We start from the raw sequence: 23,628 nt of genomic DNA, 5'->3' as shown, positions 1-23,628 counted from the left end.
GAAGACCGACGCTGGGCCCGCTCTGCCCCTCCGCCCGGGAGCCCACCATGCCGCTCGATCTCTGCTCCGCGCTCGCCGACGTCCACGCCACGCTGGTCCGGGGCGCCCGGGACCTGGCCGCGGCTCCGGACCCCGCCTCGGCCCGGCTGCTGACGGCCGCGATCCGCGCCCATCTCGCCGCCGAGGACGACGTCGTCTGGCCGGTGTTGATCGAACGGGCGGGTGCGGCCGTCGAGCTCGCCGGGCTCTGCGACGACCACCGGGCGCTCCACGCCGTGCTGGACCGAATCGCCGACGAAAGCAACGGTCCGGGCCTCGGACCGGTGGCGGTCGAGCTCCGTGACCTGCTGGAGGAGCACGTCGCCGAGGAGGAGCAGGTGGTCTTCGCGGCCGCGGTGCGGTACCTCACCGCCGCCGACCACGAGTACCTGGTGGACGCGCTGCTCAGCGCAGCGGCTGCGACCACGGAGCCGGGCCGCCGGCGCGTCGCCACCGGGTCAGACGCTCCAGACGCTCCTGCGCCTCCGTGACCCAGTGCGGTGACCGCAGCAGCTCGGCGGTCCGCACGGCGTCGCGGTAGTGCCGGTGGGCGGCGTCCGGGTCGCCGAGGTACGCGGCCAGATCGCCGAGCGTTGTGTCCAGCGGGCCGAGCGTCACCGACCCGCTCGACATGCCCGGCAGCATTCCGGTGTGCGGCAGTAGGGTTCGGTAACAGTCCGCCGCGACGTCCGCCGCGTCGAGGCCGAGCGCGTTCTCGGCACGGAACGCCATCCAGAGCAGCCAGTAGTAGTCCGGCGGCACCGGCGATCCGGGCTGCCACACCGCCCGCGCGTCCTCGACCCGCCCGGCGTGCAGCAGCAGCCGCGTGTACGGCTCGGACACCAGGTAGGGCTCCTGGGCGTAGATCTGCCCGATCGGCTCCACCAGACTCAGGACGAGGGCGGCGTCGCGCCTGGCCCGCCCTTCCGTGTAGAGCGTCAGCTGTTCGACGCCGGCCGCGTTCGGCGCGCCCAACTGACGCAGCTGGGCGATGACGCCGGCGTACTCGGTCGCTGCTTCGTCGAACCGGCCGGCGATCAAGGCTCGCAGCCCGCGGAACATCCGCACCACACCGAGCGCCAGCCCGAGCTGGCCGGTGCTGGAGTTCTCCACGGCGCGGTCGGCCTCGTACTGCGCCTTCTCCAGGTCGTCGAGGAACGGCGTGCTCAGCGCTACCTGGAACAGGATGTGGTGGCCCTGGGCGCGGTAGCCGGTCAGTCCCGCCTGAGTGGCGACGTCCCGCAACTCCGCGCCGAGGTCGCCCAGCTGGTGCCGTCGGGTGGGCGCCACCTGGACGTAGTAGCGCGCGCTCAACGATCGGCAGAGGAGCTGCGGGTCACCGATCCGCCGGGCGATCGCGAGTGACTCGTCGCTGCTCGGCCGGGCGCGGTCCGGGTCGATGCCCTCGAGCTCGACCGTGAGCGTCGCCAGCAGCTGGCACCGCAGCTCTGCGGTGGTCGGGTCATCGGGCGGTAGCCCGCGCAGGATCGCCTCCAAGCCGTCGACGAACGGCCGATCCACCGAGCGGTTCTCCCGGACGCTCCAGATCACCGGTGCATCGAAGGACGCGTACGCCTGCGCGATCGTCGACAGCCGACCCACCTTCTCGGCGGCCGCGATCGCGCGCTGCCGCGTCAGCCGCGCCCCGAGGACGTTGCCCGCGTGTCCCTGGGCGGAGACCAACGCACAGAGCAGGTCGACCCGGAGCTGGGCGTCCGCCGCTCCGGCGTCGAGGTCCAGCGCGTCCAGGGCGCGGCTCAGCAGCGAGGCCGCCTCCTGGTGCGCCGACAACACCGACGCGGCCCGTGCGGCCTCGGCGGCCAGTACGGCGGCCCGCACCGCGGTGGCCGGTGTCGCCGCCGCGAGCGCGTGGTGCGCCAGCCCGGCCCGGTCGCCCGGCCGCACCGCCTCCAGGGCGGCCAGCGCACGGCCGTGCAGCCGGGTCCGGCGCAGCCGGGGGATGTCCTCGTAAAGCGTGTCCCGCACCAGCGCATGCGCGAAGCGGACGGTGCCAGTCGACGTTTGCCATTCCGAATAAGGGTGGGTGGGCGGGGGGTGTAGGGCTGGAGAGGCCGGCTCTGGCTCGACGAGCAGCCCGGTGAGGACGCCGGCCTCCAGGGCGTCCAGCACCGCCTCTTCGCCCTCGGACTCCAGCGCGAGCAGCACGTCCACGTCCACGTCGACGCCGAGCACGCTCGCCGTGCGCAGCACCGCGCGGGCCGGGCCCGGCAGCCGCGCCAGGCGGCGACGCAGCACGTCGCGGACGCCGGCGGGGACGGCGTGCGCCGCGGCGGCCGGACCCTCGGCAGCGATCAGCCGCGCGGTCTCGGAGACGAAGAGCGGGTTGCCGCCGGTCCGTCGGGTCACCAGCTGCACCAGGGCCTCGTCGGTCGGTGCGCCCTGACGCCGCAGCAGCTCAGCGACGTCGCCCTCGGGCAGTCCGCCGAGGTCCAGCCGATCGGCGTGCGGGCCGGCGAGCGCGGCCCAGCAGGTCCGCAGCTCGTCGTTCACCTCGGCCGGACGGTAGGTCGCGACGACCAGCACCGGGCGTCCGACCAGCTCGGACGCGGCGATCCGGAGCAACTGCAGCGTCTCGCCGTCGGCGCGGTGCACGTCGTCCAGGACGACCAACAGCGGCATCGACGCGCTGAGCGTGGCGAGCAGCTCGGCGACGGCTCGGCCGAGCCAGAACGGGGGCACCGTCGGTTCCGACCGGGAGGGTTCCTGCTGGAGTAGCGGCCTCAGCCGGGCCGCCAGGTCACCGTCGACGCCGTCGACGAGGGCGCGCACCACCTCGCTCCAGGCCCAGGCGGGCGGGGCGCCGTCGACCTCGGGGCAGCGTCCGCGGACGACCTGCCAGCCCGATTCGGCCAGTGCGGTGGTGAGCGCCGCGGCGAGTGTGGACTTGCCCGCACCGGGGTCGCCGCCCACCCAGGTGACGCGGAACGCGCCCGCCGCGGCGGCGTCGGCGGCGGCGGTCAGCCGGGCGAGTTCGGTGTCCCGCCCGACGAGCGACGCGGGCCGGCTCGGCCCCGCGGGAGGCGGAGCGGCCACCTCGATCGGAGCCGGGCTCGGCGGTACGACCGGAGCGGCGTCGAGGGACGGTGACTGGGCCAGGACGTCGGCTTCGAGTGCGCGGAGCGCCGGACCCGGATCGACGCCCAGCTCGTCGGCGAGCCGTGCACGGGCCTCCCGGAGCGCGGCGAGCGACTCGGCCTGCCGACCGGTGCGGTAGAGCGCGAGCGCGAGCAACCCGACGGCGTCCTCGCGCAGCGGATGGGCCCGGACGTGATGGTCGAGGTCGGCCACCGCTTCGGCGTTGCGACCCAGCGTCAACATCGCCTCGGCGCGCCGCTCCACGGCGACCCGGCGTAGCTCCTCCAGCCGCTCGGCTTCCGGCAGCGCCCACGGCTCGTCGGCGAACTCCGCGTACGCCGGGCCGCTCCACTGGGCCAGCGCGCGGTCGAGCAGAGCCACGACGTCGGCCGGGTCCGCTGCGGTGCCCGCGCGGTCGAGCAACCGCTCGAACCGCCAGGCGTCGGCGTCGTCCTCGTCCAGCCGCAATGCGTATCCGGGAGGTGCGCTGACCAGCACGCGGGCCGGCGTCCGCGGTGCCCGGCCTGGCTCCAGCACCCGGCGGAGGTGCGAGACGTAGACCTGGAGGGCGGCGAGTGCCTTCGGGGGTGGCTCGCCCTGCCAGAGATCGTCGACGAAACGCTCCGTGGAGACGACGTGGCCACGGGCGCTCAGCAATCGGGCGAGGACCGCGCGCTGCCGCGGGCTGCCGAGTTCCACCGGGCGGTCGGCGACCTCGGCTCGTAGCGGGCCGAGCACGCTCAACCGCACCATGGATCGGAAGCCTACGGGCGGTTGTCGCAGGTCCGCGCCGACTGTCCGGAGCCTGACTCCTCGGCGGGCGCCGGATCACTCCCAAACAGGGCCTAGTGGTCCATCCCAGTCTGTTGAACACTGACGCGGGGTGACCGGCTGTCGGCCCCGCGTCAGGAGGTCTCGTGCCGTACGTCTCGTCCGCGGTCCGGCGACGGCAGATCGTCCTGGCAGCGCGCCGGGTGCTGGAGCGTCGGGGCCTGGCCAGGGCCTCGCTCCGGGCGGTAGCGGACGAGGCCGGGATCGCACTGAGCACGCTGCAGCACGTGTTCCGTACGCGGGAGGCGCTGTTCCGGGCCGTCGTCGAGGAGATGCTGGCCGCTCCTCGCCACGCGGCGCTGTCGGTGGGTGGGCCGGACCAGCGGTTCGTCGACTGGCTGACCGACGCGCTGCACGACCTGTGGCAGCAGGTGGTCGACCAGGAGCCCGGCGCCCACCTCGCGCGGTTCGAGGTGACGCTGCACGCGGTGCGGGAAGGCCTCGCCGGGAACCTCGCCCGGTGGAACGAGGAGCGGCGCGAAGCGTGGATCGCCAAGACGCTGGAGCTGGCCGGGTGGGAGCTCCGCCTGCCGACCGACCAGGTGGCCCGGCTCGTTGCGGCCTTCGTCGACGGGCTACTGCTCCAATACCTGGCCGACCCCGACCCCGAGCGGGTCGCGGCTGACTTGCGCCAAGCAGCCGTCGCGGTGGCCGCAGTCGCCGCCGCGGACTGACCACAGAAAGTTGACCTATCGCAGCCCGGCGATAGGTCCACAACGGGCCAGATTTCAGGCGGTGCCCACGGGCGGGTGTCCCGGCGGCTCGGGCGTATCGCCCTGACTGATCAGTCACGCGGCTGATCACCGTTCACACGAGTCCCGCGCAGAATGGTGCTGCCGGACTACCGGCGGGCGCAGCAAGGCAGGAAACGCAACACCGAGGTCGGCCCGGTGCGAGGGGTACCGGGCCGACCTCTTGTTTTCAGCGGGCGGTCGCCAGTTCGGGTTCGCGGGTCGGGGCGGGCGGAGCCTCCTCGGTGTGCAGGTCCACCTTCGGCAGGATCCGGTCCAGCCATCCCGGCAGCCACCAGTTCGCCCGGCCCAGCAGCGCCATCGTCGCCGGCACCAGCACCATCCGGACGATCGTCGCGTCGACCGCGACCGCGGTGGCCATGCCGACGCCGATCATCTTGACGGTCACATCGGGGTCCAGCCCGAAGCCCACGAACACCGCGACCATGATCAGCGCCGCACCGGTGATCACCCGGCCGGTCGCCGCCAACCCGCGCACCACGCTTCCGTGCGCGTCGCCGGTGCGCAGCCAGTCCTCCCGGATCCGCGAGAGCAGGAACACCTCGTAGTCCATCGACAGTCCGAACAGGACCGCGAACATCAGCAGCGGCACCCAGGTCGAGACCGGCACCGCGTGCGGCAGGCCGAGCAGCTCCGCACCCCAGCCCCACTGGAACACCACGGTGATGACGCCGTAGGCCGCCGCGATCGACAGCAGGTTCATCGCCGCCGCCTTCACCGGCACCACCACCGAGCGGAACATCACCAGCAGGAACACCAGGGAGAGTGCCACCACGACCCCGACCACCAGCCAGAGCCGGTCGGAGAGCAACGCGGCGATGTCCCGGAACACCGCGGTGAGGCCGGTGATCTCAGCGCCGTCGGGCAGCACGTCCGCCCGCAGGTGGTCGACGAGAGCGGAGGCTCGCTCGTCCTGCGGCCCGTACTCGGGCTCGACGGTGATCACCGCGGCGTCTCCGCTGGGCGCGACGACCGGCGGTGCCACCGCGGCCACACCCGGATCCGCTGCGAGCCGGGCCGCCAGCTCGGGCAGCGCGGACGCCGGGAGCTCGGTCAGGTCCACCGCGACCAGCAGCGGTCCGTTCGCGCCCTCGCCGTACTCCGCCGCGATCAGGTCGTAGGCCTGCCGGGACGTGTTGCTGGTCGGCTGGCTGCCCGCATCCTGCGGCCAGGTCCGCATGCCGAGCATCGGGGTGGCGAGCAGGAGCAGGACCGCGAGCGCAGCCAGCGCCCACGGCAGCGGACGGCGGCCCACTCGGGCGGCCCACCGCGCGGTCAGCCCCGGCTTCGCCGGGCCCCCGCTGGTAGTCGGGGTCCCGGCGGCGCGCGCCCCCGCCTTGCGCCCGCTGGTGGCTGGGTGAACTGCGGCGGTGCTGGGGACGGCGTCGATGTTCTTGCGTTCGCGACGGGGGAGGACGCGGCGACCGGCGAGGCCGCAGAGCGCGGGCACCAGCGTCACCGCGGAGAGCACCACGAAGCCCACCACCAGCGCGGTCGCCGATCCGAAGGATCGGTAGGTCGCGAGGCCGGCGAACGCCAGGCCGAACAGCGACAGCAGCACCGTGACCCCGGCGACGACGATCGACGTGCCGGCGGTCGCGGTGGCGGTCGCCGCAGCGACCCGGGGGTCCAGACCCGAGCGCACGCCTTCCGCGTAGCGGGTCACCAGCAGCAGCGCGTAGTCGATGCCGACGCCCAACCCCACCATCGACGCGACGGTCGGAGCGGTGGTGCTCACGTCGCTCACGGCGGCCAACAGCAGGATGGCCGCCGAGCCGATGCCGAGTCCGACGATCGCGACGGCGATCGGCAGCCCTGCGGCGACCACCGACCGGAACGCGAGCAGCAGGATGATCAGCGCGGCGACGATGCCGATCGCCTCCGCGATACCGCTCACCGAGCCGATGTTCTCGGCCACCTGACCGCCGAACTCGACCTGGAGGCCGGCGTCGGTGGCGGGTTTCGCCGCGCCTTCCAGCGCGTCCAGTGCCTCGGATCCTTGGAAGTCGGTCACCGGAACGGTGTAGGTGAGGGAGAACAGCGCGGTGTCGCGGTCGCCCGACACCCGGGGCGGCGACACGGTGCCGACGTGCTCGACGTCGGCCAGCCGCTTCCCCAGCGCGGTCAGCAGCGCCGGGTCGAGCTGCTCGCCGTGGACGACGACCCGGGCGTCGGTGCCGGCGAACGTCGGGAACGCCTCACGCAGCAGGTCGGTGCCGCGCTGGGAGGACGTGCCCGGCACGTTGTAGTTGTCGTGCGGTGTTCCGCCGGCCACGCCGGCGAGAGTCAGCGCGGCGATGAGGACGACGAGCCAGCCGGCGATCGTTCGCCACGGGTGCGCGGCTGCCGCGCCGCCGACGCGGTAGAGGAAGCGGGACATGGGAGGTACCCCTTAGAGCGAGTTGGTGTCCCAAGGACGGTCTCGCGGGGTACTTCGTGACGACTTGCGGGCGACTTGGTGTGTGGTGTCAGTTACTCGACTTCAGCCGGTCTTGAACGAGAAGTACGCGGTGCACTGGTGAACCTGCTTGGTGTCCCAGTCCATGATGCAGACCTTCGCCCGGCCCTTCGTGCCCTCGGCGTAGTTCTTGTTGCAGACGCCGATCTTGCCGTTGCCCATCGAGTTCGCGCACTGGCCGGTGCGCTTCGCGGTGCCGGAGCCGACCTCCCAGAAGACGACCGCGGAGTGGCTGTCCGCCTTGGTGTCGTACACCCACCAGACGTCGCCGTACGTCTGGAGGCAGCCGTACCCGGCGGCGAGCTTGGTCGAGCACGGCCCGGCGCCGCGGGTGCCGGACTTGGCGACGGCCTTGTTGATCTCCGGGGCCTTCGGGGCGGGAGGCTTCGGAGCGGGAGGCTTCGTCGTCGGCTTCTTGGAGGCCGGGGGCTTCGGGGCCGGTGCCTTCGAGGTCGGAGGCTTCGGGGCCGGTGCCTTCGGGGTCGGGGCCTGCGACGTCGGGGCGGGCGCCGGGGCGGCCGGACCGGTGCTGGGGGCGGGTGCCGCGGCGGAGGAGCCCGTGCTCGGCGACGCCCCGGCCGTCGACGACGACTCGGTGGACGGGTGGGGCGGCTGGCCGGCCGCCGCCTGACCAGGGTCCGATTCGGCGCCCGGCGTGCCTGGTGTGCTCGCTTCGTCGGACGGTACTGATTCGGCGCGGAGCTGGGTCGGCTCGGAGTCCGGGCGGACCACCAGCGCGGTGGTCACCCCGACGATCCCGAGCAGCACAACGGCGACAACGCCCGCGAGCAGGACGATGCGGGTGCGGTTTGGTCGCCCTTCGGGGTGCGGTGGTAACGCTGAGTGCGGTGACGCGGGCTTCGGGGGTACCGACCAGCCCGGCACCGGATCAACAGGCTCCACACCGGCCACGCTACCGGCCACCGCCCCCGCCAGCCCCCACCGTTAGCTGCCCTTAACCCCCGGGCACGCCTAAGCCCATGCGCTGTCAGTGGGGATGGTTGGCGCCGTTCCCGGGTGCCGCCGAGATGGTTGTCGCGCTTCCCGTGCCATGGTCCGGAATTCACGACAACCACTGCGTGCGCCACCCCGGAAGCGCGACAACCACCCGGTGTGTCACCCCGAGGGCGCTACAACCATCCGGCGCGTCACCCGGAGAGCGCGACAACCATCCGGCGACTGCCTCTGCCAAGCAGGCGGAGCCGCCTCGTTTGCCGCGACCGCTCCACGATGGCCGGCCCCGAGCGGGTGGTTTTCCCGAAAATTCGGGTGTCGGCCGGGCCCTAGCGGTCTTCGTCCACCAGGTGGACGGCCGCTTCCTCGGCGCTCGCGCCCCCGCCGTCGATCCCGGCGTCCCGCGCGTAGACCTCGGAGTCTTGGTCCTCGTGGGAGCCTTCGTCCGGCTGGACCAGGCGGCCGGCCCGGGTCTGCGGCGACGAGCCGAGGTCGGCCGGGACGTCCTCGTCCTCGTCGTCGAACTCGGCGCTGACGTCCGGCTCCTCCTCCGCCAGCAACTGCTCGAGGCTTTCGCCGCGGGCCTGCTCCGCTGCGGTGGTGCCGAACCGATCGGACGCGCGGTAGCGGTCACCGGCATCGATGCCTCGGTCGAGGAGATCGCTGCGCAGGTCGTCGTCGTCGAGGCTGTCGGCCGGGTCGAGCACGCCGTCGTCCTCGACACCGTCGGCGTCGGACCGGGATTCACTCATCGGGGGTCCTTACTACTCCGGGAAAGCTAGGCCGTCCGAGCCGGATCGTACGCCCGGAGCTGAATCGTTCCGCGCCACCTGTCCGTGCAGGCGGCTCAGCCCGTCCAGGAAGGCCGTGAGCGCCAGCTCGAAACTGTCCCGGTCGATCTCCTCGTGCCCCGCAAGCAGGTGCGCCTGACTCAGGTTCGGGTAGCGCCCGACGTAGACCTCGACGTCGTCGGCGAACCCGCCGGAGAACGACGTCATCGCTGCTCCGACGACCAGGTACTTCGTCGAGGCGCCGATCATCGTTGCGTAGCGCGGCGGCCAACCCGCCGACGTCAGCCCACCGTGGACGGCGTCGGCGTGTTTGAGCGCCTGCGGACGCCGTCCGGGCGAGTGCGCCAGGAACGGCACCAGGTTGGGGTGGGCGGCCAGCGCCTCCCGGTACGACCGGGCCCAGACCGTCAGGCCCAGCCGCCAGTTCCCGTCGGCGAACCCGCTGCTGTCGACGCCGGTCAGCACTTCGTCGGCGAGGTCGGTGAGCAGCTCTTCCTTGGTCGCCAGGTACCCGTAGAGCGAGGCGGCGCGAACGCCCAGGTCAGCGGCGAGTCGCCGCATCGACAGGCCGTCCAGCCCGTCGCGGTCGACCATCGCCAGTGCCGCCGCGCGGATGCGCTCACGGGTCAGCAGTGGGCTGCTGGGGCGGGCCATGCGCACCTCCCCTTCCGTCTTGCCTGCGGTCGCCGGCCAGGCTTAGCCTAACGGTCACCTAACAGTGTTCGGCGACGGAGGCGCTCATGGATCTCGGCCTGACCCCCGATCACGTTCGGCTCCGCGAGGTCGCTCGGGAGTTCGTCGACTCCGAGGTCGTGCCGTACGCCGCGGCGTGGGATCGGGCCGAGTCGGTCGATCGCGCGATCATCGCCAAGCTGGGCAAGGTGGGATTTCTCGGGCTGACGATCCCGGAGGAGCACGGCGGCTCCGGGATGGACCACCTGGCCTACTGCCTGGCGCTGGAGGAGCTCGGACGGGGCGACTCCGCGGTGCGCGGCCTCGTCTCGGTCTCGCTCGGCCTGGTGGCGAAGTCGCTGCTCGCGTACGGGTCCGCGGCCCAGAAGGAGCAGTGGCTGCCGAAGCTGTGCTCCGGCGAGGCGCTGGGCTGCTTCGCGCTGACCGAGCCCGACACCGGCTCGGACGCCGGCAACCTGGCCACCCGGGCGACCCGCGACGGGAACGGCTGGGTGCTCAACGGCTCGAAGATGTTCATCACGAACGGCACCTGGGCCGACGTCGCCCTGGTGTTCGCGCGGACCGGCGAGCCGGGGCCGCGCGGCGTGACCGCCTTCGCGATCCCGACCTCCACGGCGGGTTTCATCCGCCGTGAGGTGCACGGCAAGCTCGGCCTCCGCGGTCAGCCCACTGCCGAACTGCTTTTCGAGGACGTCCGGGTAGCGGACGACGCGGTGGTGGGCGACGTCGGGCGAGGCTTCAAGGTCGCCATGTCCGCGCTGGACAAGGGGCGCATGTCGGTCGCCGCCGGTTGTGTCGGCATCGCCCGGGGCGCGCTGGAGGCGTCGATCCGGTACGCCGGGGAGCGGACCCAGTTCGGCAAGCCGATCGCCGGGCACCAGCTGGTGCAGGAGATGCTCGCCGACATGGCGGTCACCACCGACGCCGCCCGGCTGATGGTGTGGCGGGTCGCCGACCTGATCGACCGTGGGCAGCCGTTCGGCTCCGAGGCGTCGATGGCCAAGCTGTTCGCGAGTGAGGCGGCCGTGCGCGTCGCGGACCTGGGTGTCCAGGTCTTCGGCGGGTACGGCTACCTGGACGAGTACCCGGTGTCGAAGTACCTGCGCGACGCCCGGGTGATGACGCTGTACGAGGGCACCAGCCAGATCCAGAAGCTCCTGATCGGCCGTGCCCTGACCGGACTGAACGCGTTCTAACGAATCCGCCCCTCAACGGATCCGCCCTCTAAGGAGACACTGTGGTCGACTTCGCCTTATCCGACGAGCAGCGCGCCGTCCGCGACTGGGTACGGACGTTCGTCGAGCGCGAGCTGATGCCGCTCGAGCCCGAGGTGCTCCGGCGCGAGCGGGCCGGCGAGCCAGGCATGACCCGGTCCGAGATCCGCGCACTGCAGCTCAAGGCCCGCGAGTCCGGTTTCTGGGGCATCCTCACGCCGGAGGAGTACGGCGGGATGAGCCTCGGCGCGATCACCGCGTCGATGGTCGAGGCCGAGCTGGGCCGGACTTTCGTGCCGTTCCGGTTCGGCGGCAGCGCCGACAACATCCTGTTCCACGCGACCGAGGAGCAGAAGCGGCGCTACCTGCTCCCGACGATCGAGGGCGAGCGGATCTCCTGCTTCGCGATCACCGAGCCCGGTGCAGGGTCGGACGCGAAGGCGATTCGGACGTCGGCGCGGCGGGACGGCGACGAGTGGGTGATCAGCGGCGAGAAGACATTCATCACGCAGGGTAACGAAGCCGACTTCGTGATGGTGTTCGCGGTCACCGACAAGGAGAAGGGCGTCAACGGCGGGGTCACCTGCTTCCTCGTCGACCGGGACATGGGCTGGAAGTCCGAGCCGATCCAGACCATGGGGCAGTGGGGTCCGGCAGCGCTGGTCTTCGACGACGTACGAGTGCCGGCCGAGAACGTGCTCGGCGAGGTGGGCTTCGGGTTCGCGCTGGCGCTCCAGTGGATCGGGCAGGGGCGTTACCTGCTGCCGTCCCGGGCGATCGGCTCGTGCGAGCGGTTGATCGAGATGGCGGTCGAGCAGGCGAACTCCCGGACGACGTTCGGCGCGCCGCTGTCCGAGCGGCAGGCGATCCAGTGGATGATCGCCGACTCGGTCGTCGAGCTCCAGGCGCTGCGCTTACTCGTTTTGCACGCGGCCTGGCAGGTCGAGGCTGGGCGGGACTCCCGGCAGGCCCAGTCGATCGCGAAGCTGTACGGCGGCGTGAAGGCGAACGAGATCGTCGACCGGGTGCTGCAGATCCACGGCGGCATGGGGTACACGCGGGAGCTGCCGATCGAGCGGTGGTACCGGGAGCTGCGGCTGCTGCGGATCTACGAGGGCACGGACGAGATCCAGCGCCGCACGATCGCCCGCAACGTCCTGAAGGGGCATGTTCCTGTCGCGGCAGATTTCTGAGAAGCGCGTAGCGCTCTGGACGGGCCGCTCTCAGGGGAGGAGTGCGCCTTCGCGTTTTAGGGTGCGGACGATCGGGTTCGTCTCGATGTGGTGGATCGCCGGGATCGCGGCGACCCGGTTGGTCAGGTACTCGTAGAGCGCGCCGACGTCCCGGCAGATCACGCTCGCGACGATGTTCGTTGACCCGGTCGTCGCGGCGACGAACGGCACCTCGGGGTGCCCGGCCAGCGTCTCGGCGGCCCGTACCATCGCGTGCGGCGCCACCGAGAGCCACATCATCGCCGACATTTCCAGGCCGAGCGCCGACCCCGGCACGTCCACCTCGAAGAACAAGGCACCGCTGCGGCGGAGCTCGGTCACCCGGCGACGGACCCGCGTTTCCGACCAGCCGGTTGCCGTGGCGAGCTCGGGTAGCCCGGCGCGTCCATCCCTGGACAGGGCGGCGAGCAGCGTGCGGTCGCCGGGGCCGAGCTCCGGCACCTCACCGTTCGGCTCGCCGGCCCACGGCGGGGCCAGCGCTGCGATCTGGTCGTCGGCGAGTACCTGCACCTTGCGGAGGAACGACTCGGTGCCGCCGTAGTACAGGTGGATCAGGGCGTGTGCGCTGACCCCGACGATCCGTGGCGTCCGGTGCAGCTTGTCGAGCAGCAGCGCGTCGGTGTCGGCCTGCGACCGGGCCCGGGTGACGCAGCTGACCTCGGTGCCGCCCGAGGAGAGCCGCACCCAGGCCGTGTCCGGACGTCGGGCCAGCGCTCCGGCGACCGACTGGGCCGCGTCCGGCGTGCACTGCAAGCGCAGGTACCAGGAGACCGCGCCGAGCCGCCACGTATCGAGGTGCCCCACCACCCGGACACTCTCCTCGGCCCGGAGCCGCCGGTACCGTCGCGCCACGGTCTGGTCCGAGACCCCGAGCACCTGGGCGATGCGACTGAACGCCGCCCGGCCGTCCGCCTCGAGCGCGTGCACGATCTGCCGATCGAGTTCGTCGAGCATGTCCACCTCCAGGGGCCCACAGCGAGGGTATCCGCCGGAACCAGGCGCGGAATGTCGAGATCCGCCGCTTCGGGCCTCGCGAATAGCGGCCCGGCCCGAACGCGTGAACAGTCGACCAGGTGCACGGGCAACCGTCCGGCCCACACTGCACCGCCCACGGAAGGGGGAACGACGACATGCGTAAGTGGCTGCCGCTGATCGCGATCAGCTTGGGAACGTTCATGCTGCTGGTCGACGTCACGATCGTGAACGTCGCACTGCCGGACATCGCCGCTGACCTGCGGACCGGCATGGGTGACCTGCAGTGGGTGATCGACGTCTACGCGCTCGCCCTGGCGGCGCTGCTGCTCGGTGCCGGCTCGGCCGCTGATCGGTTCGGCCGCAAGAAGGTCTATCTGATCGGCATGGTGCTGTTCGCGCTCGCGTCGATCGGCTGTGCGCTGGCGGACAGCTCCGCCGCGCTGATCGCCGCGCGCGGCCTCCAGGGCATCGGCGGAGCGGCGATGTTGGCGACGACGATCGCGCTGATCAACACGGCCTACGTCGGCAAGGACCGGGGGGTCGCGTTCGGGATCTGGGGCGCGATCAACGGTGCGGCCGCGGCAGCGGGCCCGATCCTCGGCGGATTGCTCACCGAGCACTACGGGTGGCCGGCGATCTTCGTGGTGAACGTCCCGATCAGCGTCCTGACGTTGGTGCTGTCCGTGCGGGTGATCCGGGAGTCCGCCGATCCCTCGGCGCGGATCGACCCGGTCGGCGTCGTCACGTTCACGCTCGCGGCGAGCGCGGTCACGTATGGGCTGATCCGGGCCGGTGAGGACGGCTGGACCGAGCCCGCTCCGCTGATCGGGTTCGCGGTCGGCGCGGTCGCGCTGGCGGCGTTCGTCACGGTCGAGCGGGTCCGCGCGTACCCGATGCTCGATCTGGCGCTGTTCAAACGGCCTTTGTTTACCGGGTTGATGATCGCGGCCGCCGCGACGAGCCTCGGAGCGTTCAGCGCGATGGCGTTCACCTCGCTCTGGCTCCAGTCGGTGCTGGGCCTCGGTCCGATCGCGGCCGGCGCGGTGTTCCTGCCGCTCAGCCTCGCGTCGCTGGTCTGTTCGGTGGTGGCCGGGCGGGTGCTGCACGACCGGGTCGCGCCGGGCCTGGTGATCTCCGCCGGCCTCGCGCTGATCGGTCTGGGCAGCGCGCTGCAGGCGCTGGTCGGCAGCGCGTCGTCGTGGGCTGTGCTGATCCCCGGCCTGCTGGTGGTGGGCGTCGGGGTCGGGACCGTGATGCCGACGCTCTCGGCCGCTGCGCTCGCGGCGGCGCCTCGCGAGCGCGCAGGCATGGCCGGCGGCGCCGTGACGACGTTCCGGCAGCTGGGCCTGGTGCTCGGAATCGCGGTGCTCGGCGGGGTGTTCGCCGGACGGGTCGAGACCGTGGTGCGGAGTGAGAGCTCGCTGCCGGACGCGCACCAGGTGGCGGAGCTGCTCACCGGTGGGCAGGCACGCGTCGTGACCTCCAGTGCTCCGGACGCGCAGCGCGGGGCCGTTGACGAGGTCGTGCACACTGCTTTCGCGTCCGGGTTGCGCTGGGCGTTCCTGGTCTGCGCGGCGATCGCGCTGATCGGCGCCGCGCTCACGTTCTTCCTGACCCGCCCCCGTCGGTCCGTCGCGGCTCCCGATCAGGTCCCTGCACAGATCGGCTGACCCGCGGATCCACGTCGCGCTGTTCTGCCAGAGCGCCGTGACGGACAACCATGCGTCGATCCGGGCGGCCGCGGGGCGGGAAGAGCACCCGGTTTCCTCACGCGGGTGATCGGTAGCCCCGGGCCGGTGACACAGATGGGTGTAATTGCCGATCCGTGATATTCGGCGGAATGCGCAGAATTCCATCGTTCGCCCGGACGAACGGGGAGTCCGCCCGGACACGCAGGTAGTCCCGCTCCGATAAGCAGGGAGTACAACGACGTGCTGACGTTACGTAAACCCACCCGCCGATTGCGGCTGATCGGCAAGCTCACCCTCGCTCTGGCACTCGCCGGCGGCAGCATCGCCGCTGCCCCGAGCGGTGTTCAGGCAGCGGACGGCCCGTACTGGAAGGGACCGGCGCCGACCAACGCCAGCGTCACCGCGACCACCGGCCCGTTCCGCGTCACCGAAGCCCGCATCAGCGGCCTCGTCTCGGGCTTCGGCGGTGGCCGGATCTACTACCCGACCGACACCAGCCAGGGCACGTTCGGCGCGGTCGCGATCTCGCCCGGGTTCACCGCGTACTGGTCGAGCCTCGAGTGGCTCGGTCCGCGACTGGCATCCCAGGGCTTCGTGGTGATCGGCATCGAGACCAACTCGACGCTCGACCAGCCGGCCTCCCGCGGCAACCAGCTGCTCGCCGCGCTCGACTGGGCGGTCACCAGCAGCCCGGCCGCGAGCCGCATCGACCGCAACCGCCTCGCCGTGGCGGGCCACTCGATGGGCGGTGGCGGCTCGCTGGAGGCGTCCCTCGACCGGCCGTCGCTCAAGGCCGCGATCCCGCTGGCGCCGTGGAACGCGACCAAGAGCTGGACGCGGCAGCGCGTTCCCACGCTGATCATCGGTGGCTCCTCCGACACGATCGCGCCGGTCTCGTCGCACTCCGAGCCGTTCTACACCTCGCTGGGTTCGCCGGAGAAGGCGTACCTGGAGTTGCGCGGCGGAAGCCACTTCTTCCCGCAAACGCCGAACGACGACGTGGCGAAGATGATGATCAGCTGGCTCAAGCGCTTCGTCGACGAGGACACCCGGTACAGCCAGTTCCTCTGCCCCGGACCGAGTGGCCTGGGTATCTCCGAGTACCGCAACACCTGCCCGATCTGATCTCCCCGATCTGATCTCGAGTAGATCAGGTAGATCAGGTAGAGCACCGGTGGCGGTCGCCCGATCGGGCGGCCGCCACCTGGTCTTTCCTGGACGCTCATCCGAAGAGCGACGCGACCCGGCGGGCGTAGCGGGGCCGCCAGATCCGCCGGAACAGGAACCACATCACCTTCGGCTGGTCCGCCCACACCTGCTGGAGCACGGCGTCCGGCACCGCGTCGGCCATCCACGGCACCAGCGTCGACAGGTCCTTGAACGACGAGTGTTCCTTCTGGAGCTTCGCGCCGATGGCTTCGAAGTCCTCGTACGTGAACACCCGGTGCATCAGCGGGATCGCCGCGGTCTCCTCGTGCGTCATGTGGGCGTCCACCGCGCTGCCGACCGCGTCGACGGCGGACACGGCCGCGGAGCGGTTCGCCTCGGTCGGCGTCGCCACCAGCGCCGAGTACGCCGCACGGGCCGCCTCGATCGCGCTGTCCAGCCCGCCGTGCTCGGCCTCCATGGCGTCCAGGAGCACGTGTTCCTGCGGGGCTCGGCGACGCATCTCCGGCCAGATCATCGCGTCCTCGCCGGAGTGGTGCTGGTGCAACGCGTGCAGCACGTACTCCAGGTGGCCGTGCAGGCCGGTCAGCCGGCGGGTATCGGTCAGCGGCACCGCGTGGGTCGCCGTCCGCAGGCGGGCGAAGTCGCGGCGCAGCGCGTGGTGCATCAGGTACATCGTGCCCATGTTCAGCGGACCGGGCGCGGCGGCGGACTGGCCGGGCAAGCGAATCTGCGGACGGTGTGCGGTGGTGACTGCGGTCATCGGGAGCTCCTCGGTTCGTTCGATGCACCGAGGATCGGACGTCGATCTTGGCGGCCGCTTTCGCCGCACTTGGCGCCTGGTGTCAGCTGGCCGACTCGGTGTCCAGCGACGCGGCTCGCCCGCTGAACAGCGTCCGCTCGCTGTCGTTGGCGGTCAGATCGGCGGCGCGCCGGAACTCGGCGGCGGCCTCCGCGAGGCGACCGAGCTGCGCGAGCAGCTCGCCGCGCACCGCCGGCAGTTGGGCGTAACCCCGCAGCGCACGCTCCGCGCCGAGCGCATCCACGACCGCCAGACCGCGGGCCGGATCGCCGGCCTTCCCGATCGCGACCGCCTGGTTGAGCCGGACGACCGGCGACGGCTGTACGTACGCCAATACCTCGTACAGCGCCGCGATGCGAGCCCAGTCGGTGTCCTCGGCGGTGTGCGCCCGTGCGTGGCAGGCGGCGATCGCGGCCTGCAGCGTGTACGGACCGCCGCCGAGCGCATCGGCCCGCTCCAGCGCGTCCAGGCCGAGGCGGATCAGCAGCCGATCCCATCGCCGTCGGTCCTGGTCACCGAGGAGCACGGGGCGCCCCGCCGAGTCGATCCGGGCGGGTAGCCGGGAGGCCTGGAGCTCCATCAGCGCGACCAGCCCGTGCACCTCGGGCTCGTCCGGCAGCAACCCGGCCAGGGTCCGTCCGAGCCGCATCGCTTCCTGGCACAGCGCGGGGCGCGCCCAGTCCGCGCCGCTGGTCGCCGAGTATCCCTCGTTGAACACCAGGTAGATAACGCCGAGCACGGTGCCTACCCGCTCCGCGATCTCGGTCGGCGTCGGCATCGTGAACTCCACTCCGGCTGCGGCGAGCGTCCGCTTGGCCCGGACGATCCGCTGCGCCGCGGTGGCCTCCGGGATCAGGAACGCCCGTGCGATCTCTGGCGTGCTCAGGCCGGCCAGCAGCCGAAGCGTCAGCGCGACCTTTCCCTCGGTGGAGAGCACCGGGTGCGCCGCGGTGAAGATCAGCCGCAGCAGGTCGTCGCCGATGTGGTCGTCGAGCGTGTCGACGAGCTCGTCCTCGCGGTCGCGCTCGTGGTGCTCGACGTCCCGGCCGAGCACCGCGAGCTTCTCCGTGTACCGCTGCCGCCGCCGGAGCCGGTCGATCGCGCGGTGCTTGGCGGTCGCCCGCAGCCACGGTCCGGGCTCGTCCGGCACGCCGTCCCGAGGCCACTGCTCCAAGGCGATGACCAGGGTGTCCTGCGCCAACTCCTCGGCCAGGCCGACGTTGCGGGTGAGCCGGGCGAGGCTCGCGACGAGCCTCGCCGACTCGATCCGCCACACCGCGTCCAGGACGCGGCGTACGTGCGCGGGATCAGTGGTCACGGTGCCGGGAAGTCTTCCGGGCCGAACAGCTTCAGCACGTCGACCTCACCCTCCCAGCCGGGCCACAGGTCCCGGTGCACCTTGAGGAAGCGCGACGCCCACTCGACCGCTTCTTCCTTCGACCGAACCTCGTAGATCGCGTAACTGATGACCTCTTTGGACTCCGCAAACGGGCCGTCCGTGGTGCTCAGGTCGCCGGCGGCCAGGCTCACCCTGGCACCGCTGGCGCTCGGCGCGAGGCCGGACGTGTCCAGCAGGCTGCCGGCCTTGGTCGCTTCCTCGCCCAGGGCCATGATCGCGGCCATCAGCTCGGGCGGGGGCGGGGTCGTGGAGTGCTGTCCGCGGAGCAGCGTCAGGTAGCGCATGATCGTTCCCCTTCAGTTGTTCTTCGAGTAGTGCAGGAAAACAGTGGTGAGCCAGGCCGACGCGAGGATCACGGCGGCGGTGAACGCGAGCAGTGACCAGGCTTGGCCACCGGTCGCGCCCATCACGACGAACCCGACCGCAAAAGCCACCCCGGTGACGCGCGAGAAGGTCGCGAGCCGTCGGTGATCCTCCGCCCGTAGGCGTCGGGCGAGGACGAAACACGCGGCGATCAGCCCGACGAACCCGATGCCGCCGCAGACGAAGTGCAGGGCTCCGGACGCGCTCACCGGCACCACCTCCGGCGTCCCGACCGGGAAGCCGCGCCCTGGGTCTGCCGCGAAGATCCCGCCGCCGACCATGCCGAGGCCGTACAGCCCGAGCAGTGCGGGTGCCCAGCGGCTCCGGAGGGCCCGGGACAGACCGACCGCGCCGAGGATCACCAGCACCCCGGACACGATGAGGTTGGTGCGGTGGATCCAGCCGGGGCCGCCGTTGGCGAGCATGCTCCAGGCGTGGCGGGTCGGGTCGAAGCCCTCCCGGGTCACGACCTCGACCAGCGAGACGACGACGTACAGCGGACCGGCCGCGGCTCCGGCGGCGAGCAGCCGAGCCGAAATCCGATCGGTGGCCGTGGTGTTCGTCGACATTCCGGTCTCCCTCCGGAGGCGGGCCGCTGACCGGCCCTTCATCCGTCTCTCGAACGGGGAAGCCTCGGATCGACAGGAGTGCCGAACTTTTTTCAGAGGCGCACGATCCGGTCGGCGCGGCTGCGGGTGGCGGCGATGACGTCGGCGTTGCGCTGGTCGGTGCCGTGGCTCCACGCCCGGGCCGCGGCCGGGTCCTTCCCGAACGCCACGTGCCGGGCAACCAGCCGCTCCAGCCGGACGTCCTCGGCCACCTCCACGTACCAGACCTCGTCGAGCAGGCTCCGGACGGCGGCCCAGGGCCCCTCGTCCACCAGGAGGTAGTTGCCTTCCGTCACGACCAGGGGAACCGCTGCCGGAACCGGAAGCGCGCACGCGATCGGTTCCTCGATCTCGCGGGCGAAGTGTGGCGCGTACACCACCTCGTCGGCGGGGTCGCGCAGCCGGCGGAGCAGCGCCACGTACCCGGCGGCGTCGAACGTGTCGACCGCGCCTTTCCGCTCCCGGCGACCGAGCCGTTCGAGCTCGGTGTTGGCCAGGTGGAAGCCGTCCATCGGCACCAGTACGGCGTGCGGATGCAGCGCCTCGACGAGCGCGGCGGCCAGCGTCGACTTGCCGGCACCGGGAGCGCCGGTGAGGCCGAGGACGCATCGCGGACCGGCGGCCAGCTCACGCGCGCGGCCGAGCAGGTCGGCCGGGATCTCCAGCCGGGTGACCCCCACCCGGGCGCTGTTCGTCACAGCCGCTCCAGCCAGGCCCGTGGCCCCGCGACCGAGCACCGGAGCGCCGCGACCCGGGCGCCTTCCGCGAGTGCCTCCACGAACGAGGCGCCGCCGGCCAGCGCGTACGCGAACGCGCCATGGAAGACGTCGCCGGCTCCGAGAGTGTCCTGCACGGGGACCGACGGTACCGGCACCTCCCCGGCGCGCCCGCCGGACCACCAGAGGACCGGATCGGGCCCGCGGGTCACCGCCAGGTGCGGCACGCCGAGCGCGGAGGGCGCGACCCCGTCCGGGTGCCGGAACACCGCGGAGCAGACCGCGTAGTCGACCAGCGGAAGCAGCTCCGGCGTCACCGGCTTCCAGCTCCCGCCGTCCAGCACCACCGACGATCCGGCGCGGGCGGCGGCCAGCGCCAACCGCGGATGATGCCCGTCGACCAGGACCACGTCGGCGTCCCGTCCGAGGTCGGCGAGGTCGGCCGGTGGCTCCGCCGGGTGGAACGCCCAGTACGCACCGGCGTTGATCGAGGACACCTGTCGGTCGCCGGTGCCGTCGACCACCTGGATCGCCGAGACGGCCGGCGGCACGGTCACGTCCGGCGCGGCGTCCCGCACGGTGACGCCGTGCCCGGCCAGTTCGTCCGCCACGAACCGGGCCAGCGGATGGCTGCCGAGCGCGGAGACCAGCGTGGCGTCCCCGCCGAGGCGGGCGAACGTCACCGCTGCGTTCGCGGCCGGACCGCCCGCAGCGACCTCTTGAGCGAGCGCGGTCACCTTCTCGTTCCGGGCGACCGGCCGTTCCACCCGATGGACGACGTCAACCGTGGCGATCCCGACGAACAGCCCACTCGGCACGCGTCGGAGCCTATGGCGTGAACCGTTCGGGGCGCAGGCCGATGCCGATGAGGCGGGCAGGCAGGACCTGGAGCGCCGGGAACCGGCGGAGCAGGCGCAGCGGGAACGGTGCCGTCACCGGACGCCCGCCGGACAGCGTCGGTCGGATGACGCCGGCCTGCGCGAGCCGCTGGAACAGCTGTGTGCCCGCGGTGGGGAACGTGCGGCGGCGCTGGACCTCGGCGAGCACGTTGCTGGAGAGCCGGTGCTCGCGCAGTGGCTGCAGCAGGATCCGGGCGGCAGCGACCGCGTCCTGTACCGCGAGGTTGATACCGACGCCGCCGATCGGCGACATCGCATGGGCGGCGTCGCCGATGAGCAGGACGCCCGGCCCGTGCCAGCGCTCCAGCCGGTCGACCTTCACGGTGAGGATCTTGACCTGGTCCCAGTCCGTGATCTCGTCCACCCGGTCCCCGAAGGCGGGGATGAGGTCGGCGATCGACGCGCGGAACGCCGGGAGGCCGGCGGCGACCAGTTGCTGGTAGCTGTCCTTCGGCAGGACGAAGGCGATCTGCCAGTAGTCGCCCCGGTCGATCGTGATCAGGATGCGGCCGGCACCGAAGTGGGCGGTCAGGCCGTCGCCGTCGGAGTCGCGACGGGGGAGTCGGAACCAGGCGACGTCCATCGGCGCACCGAAGTCGCGGGGGCGGAGGTTCAGCGCGCGGCGGACGGTCGAGTGGCGGCCGTCGGCGGCGACGGTCAGCCGGGCCCGGATCTCCCCGTGCTCGGCCGTCCGGACTCCCTTGACGACGCCGTTCTCCCGGATCACGTCGGTGACCTCGGTCGATCGCCGCAGCGTGAACGTGGGACACCGGGCGGCGTCCCCGGCGAGCATCTCGAGCAGGTCCCACTGCGGAACCATCGCGAGGAACGGGTGCGGGTTGCGCAGCCGCGAGAGGTCGGCGAGCGGCCAGACGCCGTCCGGGAGGTCGACCGAGAGCTGGGTGACCGTGCGGGCGGGGAGCTGGTCGAACTCCTTCTCCAGGCCCAGATCGGCGAGGAGGTCGAGGGTGGACGGATGGACGGTGTCGCCGCGGAAATCGCGCAGGAAGTCGTCGTGCTTCTCGCAGACGACGACGCGGACGCCGCCGCGGGCGAGGAGTAGTCCGAGTACCAGGCCGGCGGGGCCGCCGCCGACGATGCAGACATCAGTTTCCATCGCCGCGCTCCTGTTCGCTGGAGTCCTAATTCATCACACGATGAAATCCTACTCCTGATCCTGGTCCGGCACTGCCCGGACTGCAGACGGATCCCCGCCGATCCACGCGAAAGCGGCCTCTACCCACGTCGGTGGAGGCCGCTTTCGCGTCGATCCGAATCAGCCGAGTGCGGCGCCAGCCGGGTCCCGGAGTGCGGTGATCACGTCGGCGTACATACGCGACTTGATCGTCCCCAGCGTCGCTGCCGGCTTGCCCGCCAGCGGCCGCACCAGCTCGACGGCGGTCGCGAGCACCTTGCCCTCGTCGGCGACCGCGTCGACGATCCGGGCCGCCGCGGCGTCGCTACCGCCGTACCGACGGGCGGTCGTCATCGCCTCGTGCGCGGTCTGCTTGTCCAGCCGACCCTGGATCAGCGCGGACATGCCGAACGTGAACGGGATCTGGATGTCGGCCTCGGGCAGGCAGAAGAAGCCCCGGTCGGCGCGCATGACCCGGAAGTCGTGCGCCAGTGCCAGCATCGCCCCGGCTGCGAAGCAGTGTCCCTGGATCGCGGCGACGTTCGGCACCGGCAGCGTCAGCACCCGCGCGAACAGCGCGTGCACGTCGATGACGTACTGCTGGAGCTGGTCGGCGTGGCTCCCGAGCCAGTCCAGGTCCAGCCCGTTCGACCAGAACTTGCCGGTGGCCGACGTGACCAGCGCACGCGGCCCGTCGGCGGCCTCCACCTCGTCGAGCGCGGCGTTGACCGAAGCCAGCCAGTCGGGGTGGAAGCGGTTCTCGTCGGCGCCGAGATCGAGGACGAATACCTCGCCGTCGCGCTGCAGGGTAGGCATTCAGCGTCCTTCGAAGTTGGGGGCGCGCCGCTCCAGAAACGCGGTCATCGCCTCGGTCAGATCGTGCGAGGGCAGGAACGCGGCGTTCCACGTCGTCACGTACCGCTGCGCAACGGCGACGCGCTCGGCGCGGTTGACGTCCAGGACCTCCTTCACACCCTGCACCACCAGCGGCGGGTTGGCGGCGACCTCGTCGGCGAACGTGTGGGCGGCGGCGAGCGCGGCGTCCCGGTCCGGCAGGACGTCGTTGAGCAGGCCGATTCGCTCGGCCTTCGCGGCGTCCACGTCCCGCCCGGTGAACGCCAGCTCCCGCAGGTGACCCTCGGAGAGGATGCCGGGGAGTCGGGCCAGGCTGCCCATGTCCGCGACGATCGCCATCTTCACCTCGCGGATGCTGAACTTCGCGTCCGCACTGCCGTACCGCACGTCGCAGGCGGCGAGCAGGTCGATGCCGCCGCCGATGCACCAGCCGCTGATCGCGGCGGCGACCGGCTTCCGGCACTCGGCGACGGCGTCCAGCGCGGTCTGCATCTCGCGGATCTCGTAGAGGAACCGGGTGCGAGCGCGCGCGAGGCCGCCGTCGTCGGACATCGTCGCTCCGGCGGTGCCGGCGAACGAGGTCAGGTCGAGGCCGTAGCTGAAGTGGTTGCCCGAACCGGTCACCACGATCGCGCGGACGCTCTCGTCGGCGCTCAACGCGCGGAACAGCTTCGGTGTCTCGGACCAGAACGCCGGTCCCATCGCGTTGCCCTTACCGGGGCCGAGGAGCGTCACGCGGACGACGCGGCCCTCCTCGCCGTGGCGGGTCGCGGCGAGCGCGGTCAGGGCTGGCAGAGCTTGGTCGGTCTCGTACGGTGTCGCCACGTCGGCGGGGCTGGTCATCCGTGCCTCCCGTGCGGTCTGCGGATCGCCCCCATCATCCTGCAGCCGACCAGCGTGGTTCCGGTTGGTACCAAGAGTGTGTCGCCGAACACGACCAGGGCCCCGCAGTGATGCG

At 71.9% G+C, this 23,628-nt stretch carries 21 protein-coding genes; 6 read left to right on the top strand and 15 right to left on the bottom strand.

Annotated elements, in window-relative coordinates; translation table 11 throughout:
• Window positions 1-47 precede the first annotated feature (47 nt).
• A complete protein-coding gene (locus tag ABEB28_RS26085) occupies window positions 48-530 on the top strand; it encodes a hemerythrin domain-containing protein (protein WP_345730843.1) in 483 nt (160 codons plus the stop codon).
• Here the strand turns inward: ABEB28_RS26085 and ABEB28_RS26080 are convergent.
• A complete protein-coding gene (locus tag ABEB28_RS26080; RefSeq protein WP_345730842.1) occupies window positions 445-3,888 on the bottom strand; it encodes an ATP-binding protein in 3,444 nt (1,147 codons plus the stop codon). The genes ABEB28_RS26085 and ABEB28_RS26080 overlap by 86 nt on opposite strands.
• A 164-nt stretch (window positions 3,889-4,052) precedes the next feature.
• Between ABEB28_RS26080 and ABEB28_RS26075 the strand changes: the two genes are divergently transcribed.
• On the top strand, window positions 4,053-4,640 hold the full coding sequence (locus ABEB28_RS26075) for a TetR/AcrR family transcriptional regulator (RefSeq protein ID WP_345730841.1): 588 nt from the start codon (window positions 4,053-4,055) through the stop codon (window positions 4,638-4,640).
• 247 nt (window positions 4,641-4,887) lie between these two features.
• Here the strand turns inward: ABEB28_RS26075 and ABEB28_RS26070 are convergent, their stop codons facing one another.
• The 4 genes from ABEB28_RS26070 to ABEB28_RS26055 all read right to left on the bottom strand — a co-directional run bounded on the left by ABEB28_RS26070 (window position 4,888) and on the right by ABEB28_RS26055 (window position 9,575).
• Entirely contained in the window at window positions 4,888-7,098 is a 2,211-nt protein-coding gene (locus ABEB28_RS26070; RefSeq protein WP_345730840.1) for an MMPL family transporter, read from the bottom strand.
• A gap of 102 nt (window positions 7,099-7,200) precedes the next feature.
• Complete coding sequence (locus ABEB28_RS26065) at window positions 7,201-8,079, bottom strand: hypothetical protein (RefSeq protein ID WP_345730839.1); 879 nt, start codon at window positions 8,077-8,079, stop codon at window positions 7,201-7,203.
• A 380-nt stretch (window positions 8,080-8,459) separates the two neighbouring features.
• Window positions 8,460-8,882 carry a DUF5709 domain-containing protein gene (locus tag ABEB28_RS26060; RefSeq protein WP_345730838.1) on the bottom strand — a complete coding sequence of 141 codons (423 nt, stop codon included), beginning with the start codon at window positions 8,880-8,882 and terminating at the stop codon, window positions 8,460-8,462.
• A gap of 12 nt (window positions 8,883-8,894) precedes the next feature.
• Window positions 8,895-9,575, bottom strand: coding sequence for a TetR/AcrR family transcriptional regulator (locus ABEB28_RS26055; RefSeq protein WP_345730837.1), 681 nt, complete (start codon window positions 9,573-9,575; stop codon window positions 8,895-8,897).
• A gap of 86 nt (window positions 9,576-9,661) precedes the next feature.
• On the opposite strand from ABEB28_RS26055, the gene ABEB28_RS26050 reads away from it, so the two are divergent.
• A complete protein-coding gene (locus tag ABEB28_RS26050) occupies window positions 9,662-10,810 on the top strand; it encodes an acyl-CoA dehydrogenase family protein (RefSeq protein WP_345730836.1) in 1,149 nt (382 codons plus the stop codon).
• 41 nt (window positions 10,811-10,851) lie between these two features.
• Window positions 10,852-12,021, top strand: coding sequence for an acyl-CoA dehydrogenase family protein (locus ABEB28_RS26045; protein ID WP_345730835.1), 1,170 nt, complete (start codon window positions 10,852-10,854; stop codon window positions 12,019-12,021).
• A gap of 30 nt (window positions 12,022-12,051) precedes the next feature.
• Here ABEB28_RS26045 and ABEB28_RS26040 read toward each other — a convergent pair whose 3' ends face one another.
• Window positions 12,052-13,014: an Lrp/AsnC family transcriptional regulator gene (locus ABEB28_RS26040; protein ID WP_345730834.1), complete on the bottom strand. Its 963-nt coding sequence runs from the start codon at window positions 13,012-13,014 to the stop codon at window positions 12,052-12,054.
• A 176-nt stretch (window positions 13,015-13,190) separates the two neighbouring features.
• Between ABEB28_RS26040 and ABEB28_RS26035 the strand changes: the two genes are divergently transcribed.
• Window positions 13,191-14,705: an MFS transporter gene (locus ABEB28_RS26035; RefSeq protein WP_345730833.1), complete on the top strand. Its 1,515-nt coding sequence runs from the start codon at window positions 13,191-13,193 to the stop codon at window positions 14,703-14,705.
• 264 nt (window positions 14,706-14,969) lie between these two features.
• Window positions 14,970-15,851 (top strand): alpha/beta hydrolase family protein, encoded by an 882-nt coding sequence (locus tag ABEB28_RS26030; RefSeq protein ID WP_376980772.1) that lies wholly within the window; start codon window positions 14,970-14,972, stop codon window positions 15,849-15,851.
• A 97-nt stretch (window positions 15,852-15,948) separates the two neighbouring features.
• On the opposite strand, the gene ABEB28_RS26025 is transcribed toward ABEB28_RS26030, so the two are convergent.
• From ABEB28_RS26025 to ABEB28_RS25985, 9 genes are all read right to left on the bottom strand, one after another.
• Window positions 15,949-16,656 carry a hemerythrin domain-containing protein gene (locus tag ABEB28_RS26025; RefSeq protein ID WP_345730832.1) on the bottom strand — a complete coding sequence of 236 codons (708 nt, stop codon included), beginning with the start codon at window positions 16,654-16,656 and terminating at the stop codon, window positions 15,949-15,951.
• A gap of 82 nt (window positions 16,657-16,738) precedes the next feature.
• Complete coding sequence (locus ABEB28_RS26020; protein WP_345730831.1) at window positions 16,739-18,013, bottom strand: RNA polymerase sigma factor; 1,275 nt, start codon at window positions 18,011-18,013, stop codon at window positions 16,739-16,741.
• A complete protein-coding gene (locus ABEB28_RS26015; protein WP_345730830.1) occupies window positions 18,010-18,378 on the bottom strand; it encodes a YciI family protein in 369 nt (122 codons plus the stop codon). Before ABEB28_RS26015 ends, ABEB28_RS26020 begins: the two co-directional genes overlap by 4 nt.
• 12 nt (window positions 18,379-18,390) lie before the next feature.
• Window positions 18,391-19,026, bottom strand: a complete 636-nt coding sequence (locus tag ABEB28_RS26010) for a DUF998 domain-containing protein (RefSeq protein ID WP_345730829.1) — start codon at window positions 19,024-19,026, stop codon at window positions 18,391-18,393.
• Between the two features lie 92 nt (window positions 19,027-19,118).
• Entirely contained in the window at window positions 19,119-19,763 is a 645-nt protein-coding gene (locus tag ABEB28_RS26005; RefSeq protein ID WP_345730828.1) for a nucleoside/nucleotide kinase family protein, read from the bottom strand.
• Window positions 19,760-20,599: a PfkB family carbohydrate kinase gene (locus ABEB28_RS26000; RefSeq protein WP_345730827.1), complete on the bottom strand. Its 840-nt coding sequence runs from the start codon at window positions 20,597-20,599 to the stop codon at window positions 19,760-19,762. The genes ABEB28_RS26005 and ABEB28_RS26000 overlap by 4 nt, the downstream gene beginning before the upstream one ends.
• A 10-nt stretch (window positions 20,600-20,609) precedes the next feature.
• Window positions 20,610-21,797, bottom strand: a complete 1,188-nt coding sequence (locus ABEB28_RS25995) for an FAD-dependent oxidoreductase (RefSeq protein ID WP_345730826.1) — start codon at window positions 21,795-21,797, stop codon at window positions 20,610-20,612.
• 159 nt (window positions 21,798-21,956) lie between these two features.
• A complete protein-coding gene (locus ABEB28_RS25990) occupies window positions 21,957-22,631 on the bottom strand; it encodes an enoyl-CoA hydratase-related protein (protein WP_345730825.1) in 675 nt (224 codons plus the stop codon).
• A complete protein-coding gene (locus tag ABEB28_RS25985) occupies window positions 22,632-23,513 on the bottom strand; it encodes a crotonase/enoyl-CoA hydratase family protein (RefSeq protein ID WP_345730824.1) in 882 nt (293 codons plus the stop codon).
• Window positions 23,514-23,628 lie beyond the last annotated feature (115 nt).

This window comes from Cryptosporangium minutisporangium, assembly GCF_039536245.1.
GTDB classification, from domain to species: Bacteria; Actinomycetota; Actinomycetes; order Mycobacteriales; family Cryptosporangiaceae; genus Cryptosporangium; species Cryptosporangium minutisporangium.
Note: the sequence above shows the minus strand (reverse complement) of the source record. Positions and strands in the feature narration are given on the sequence as shown.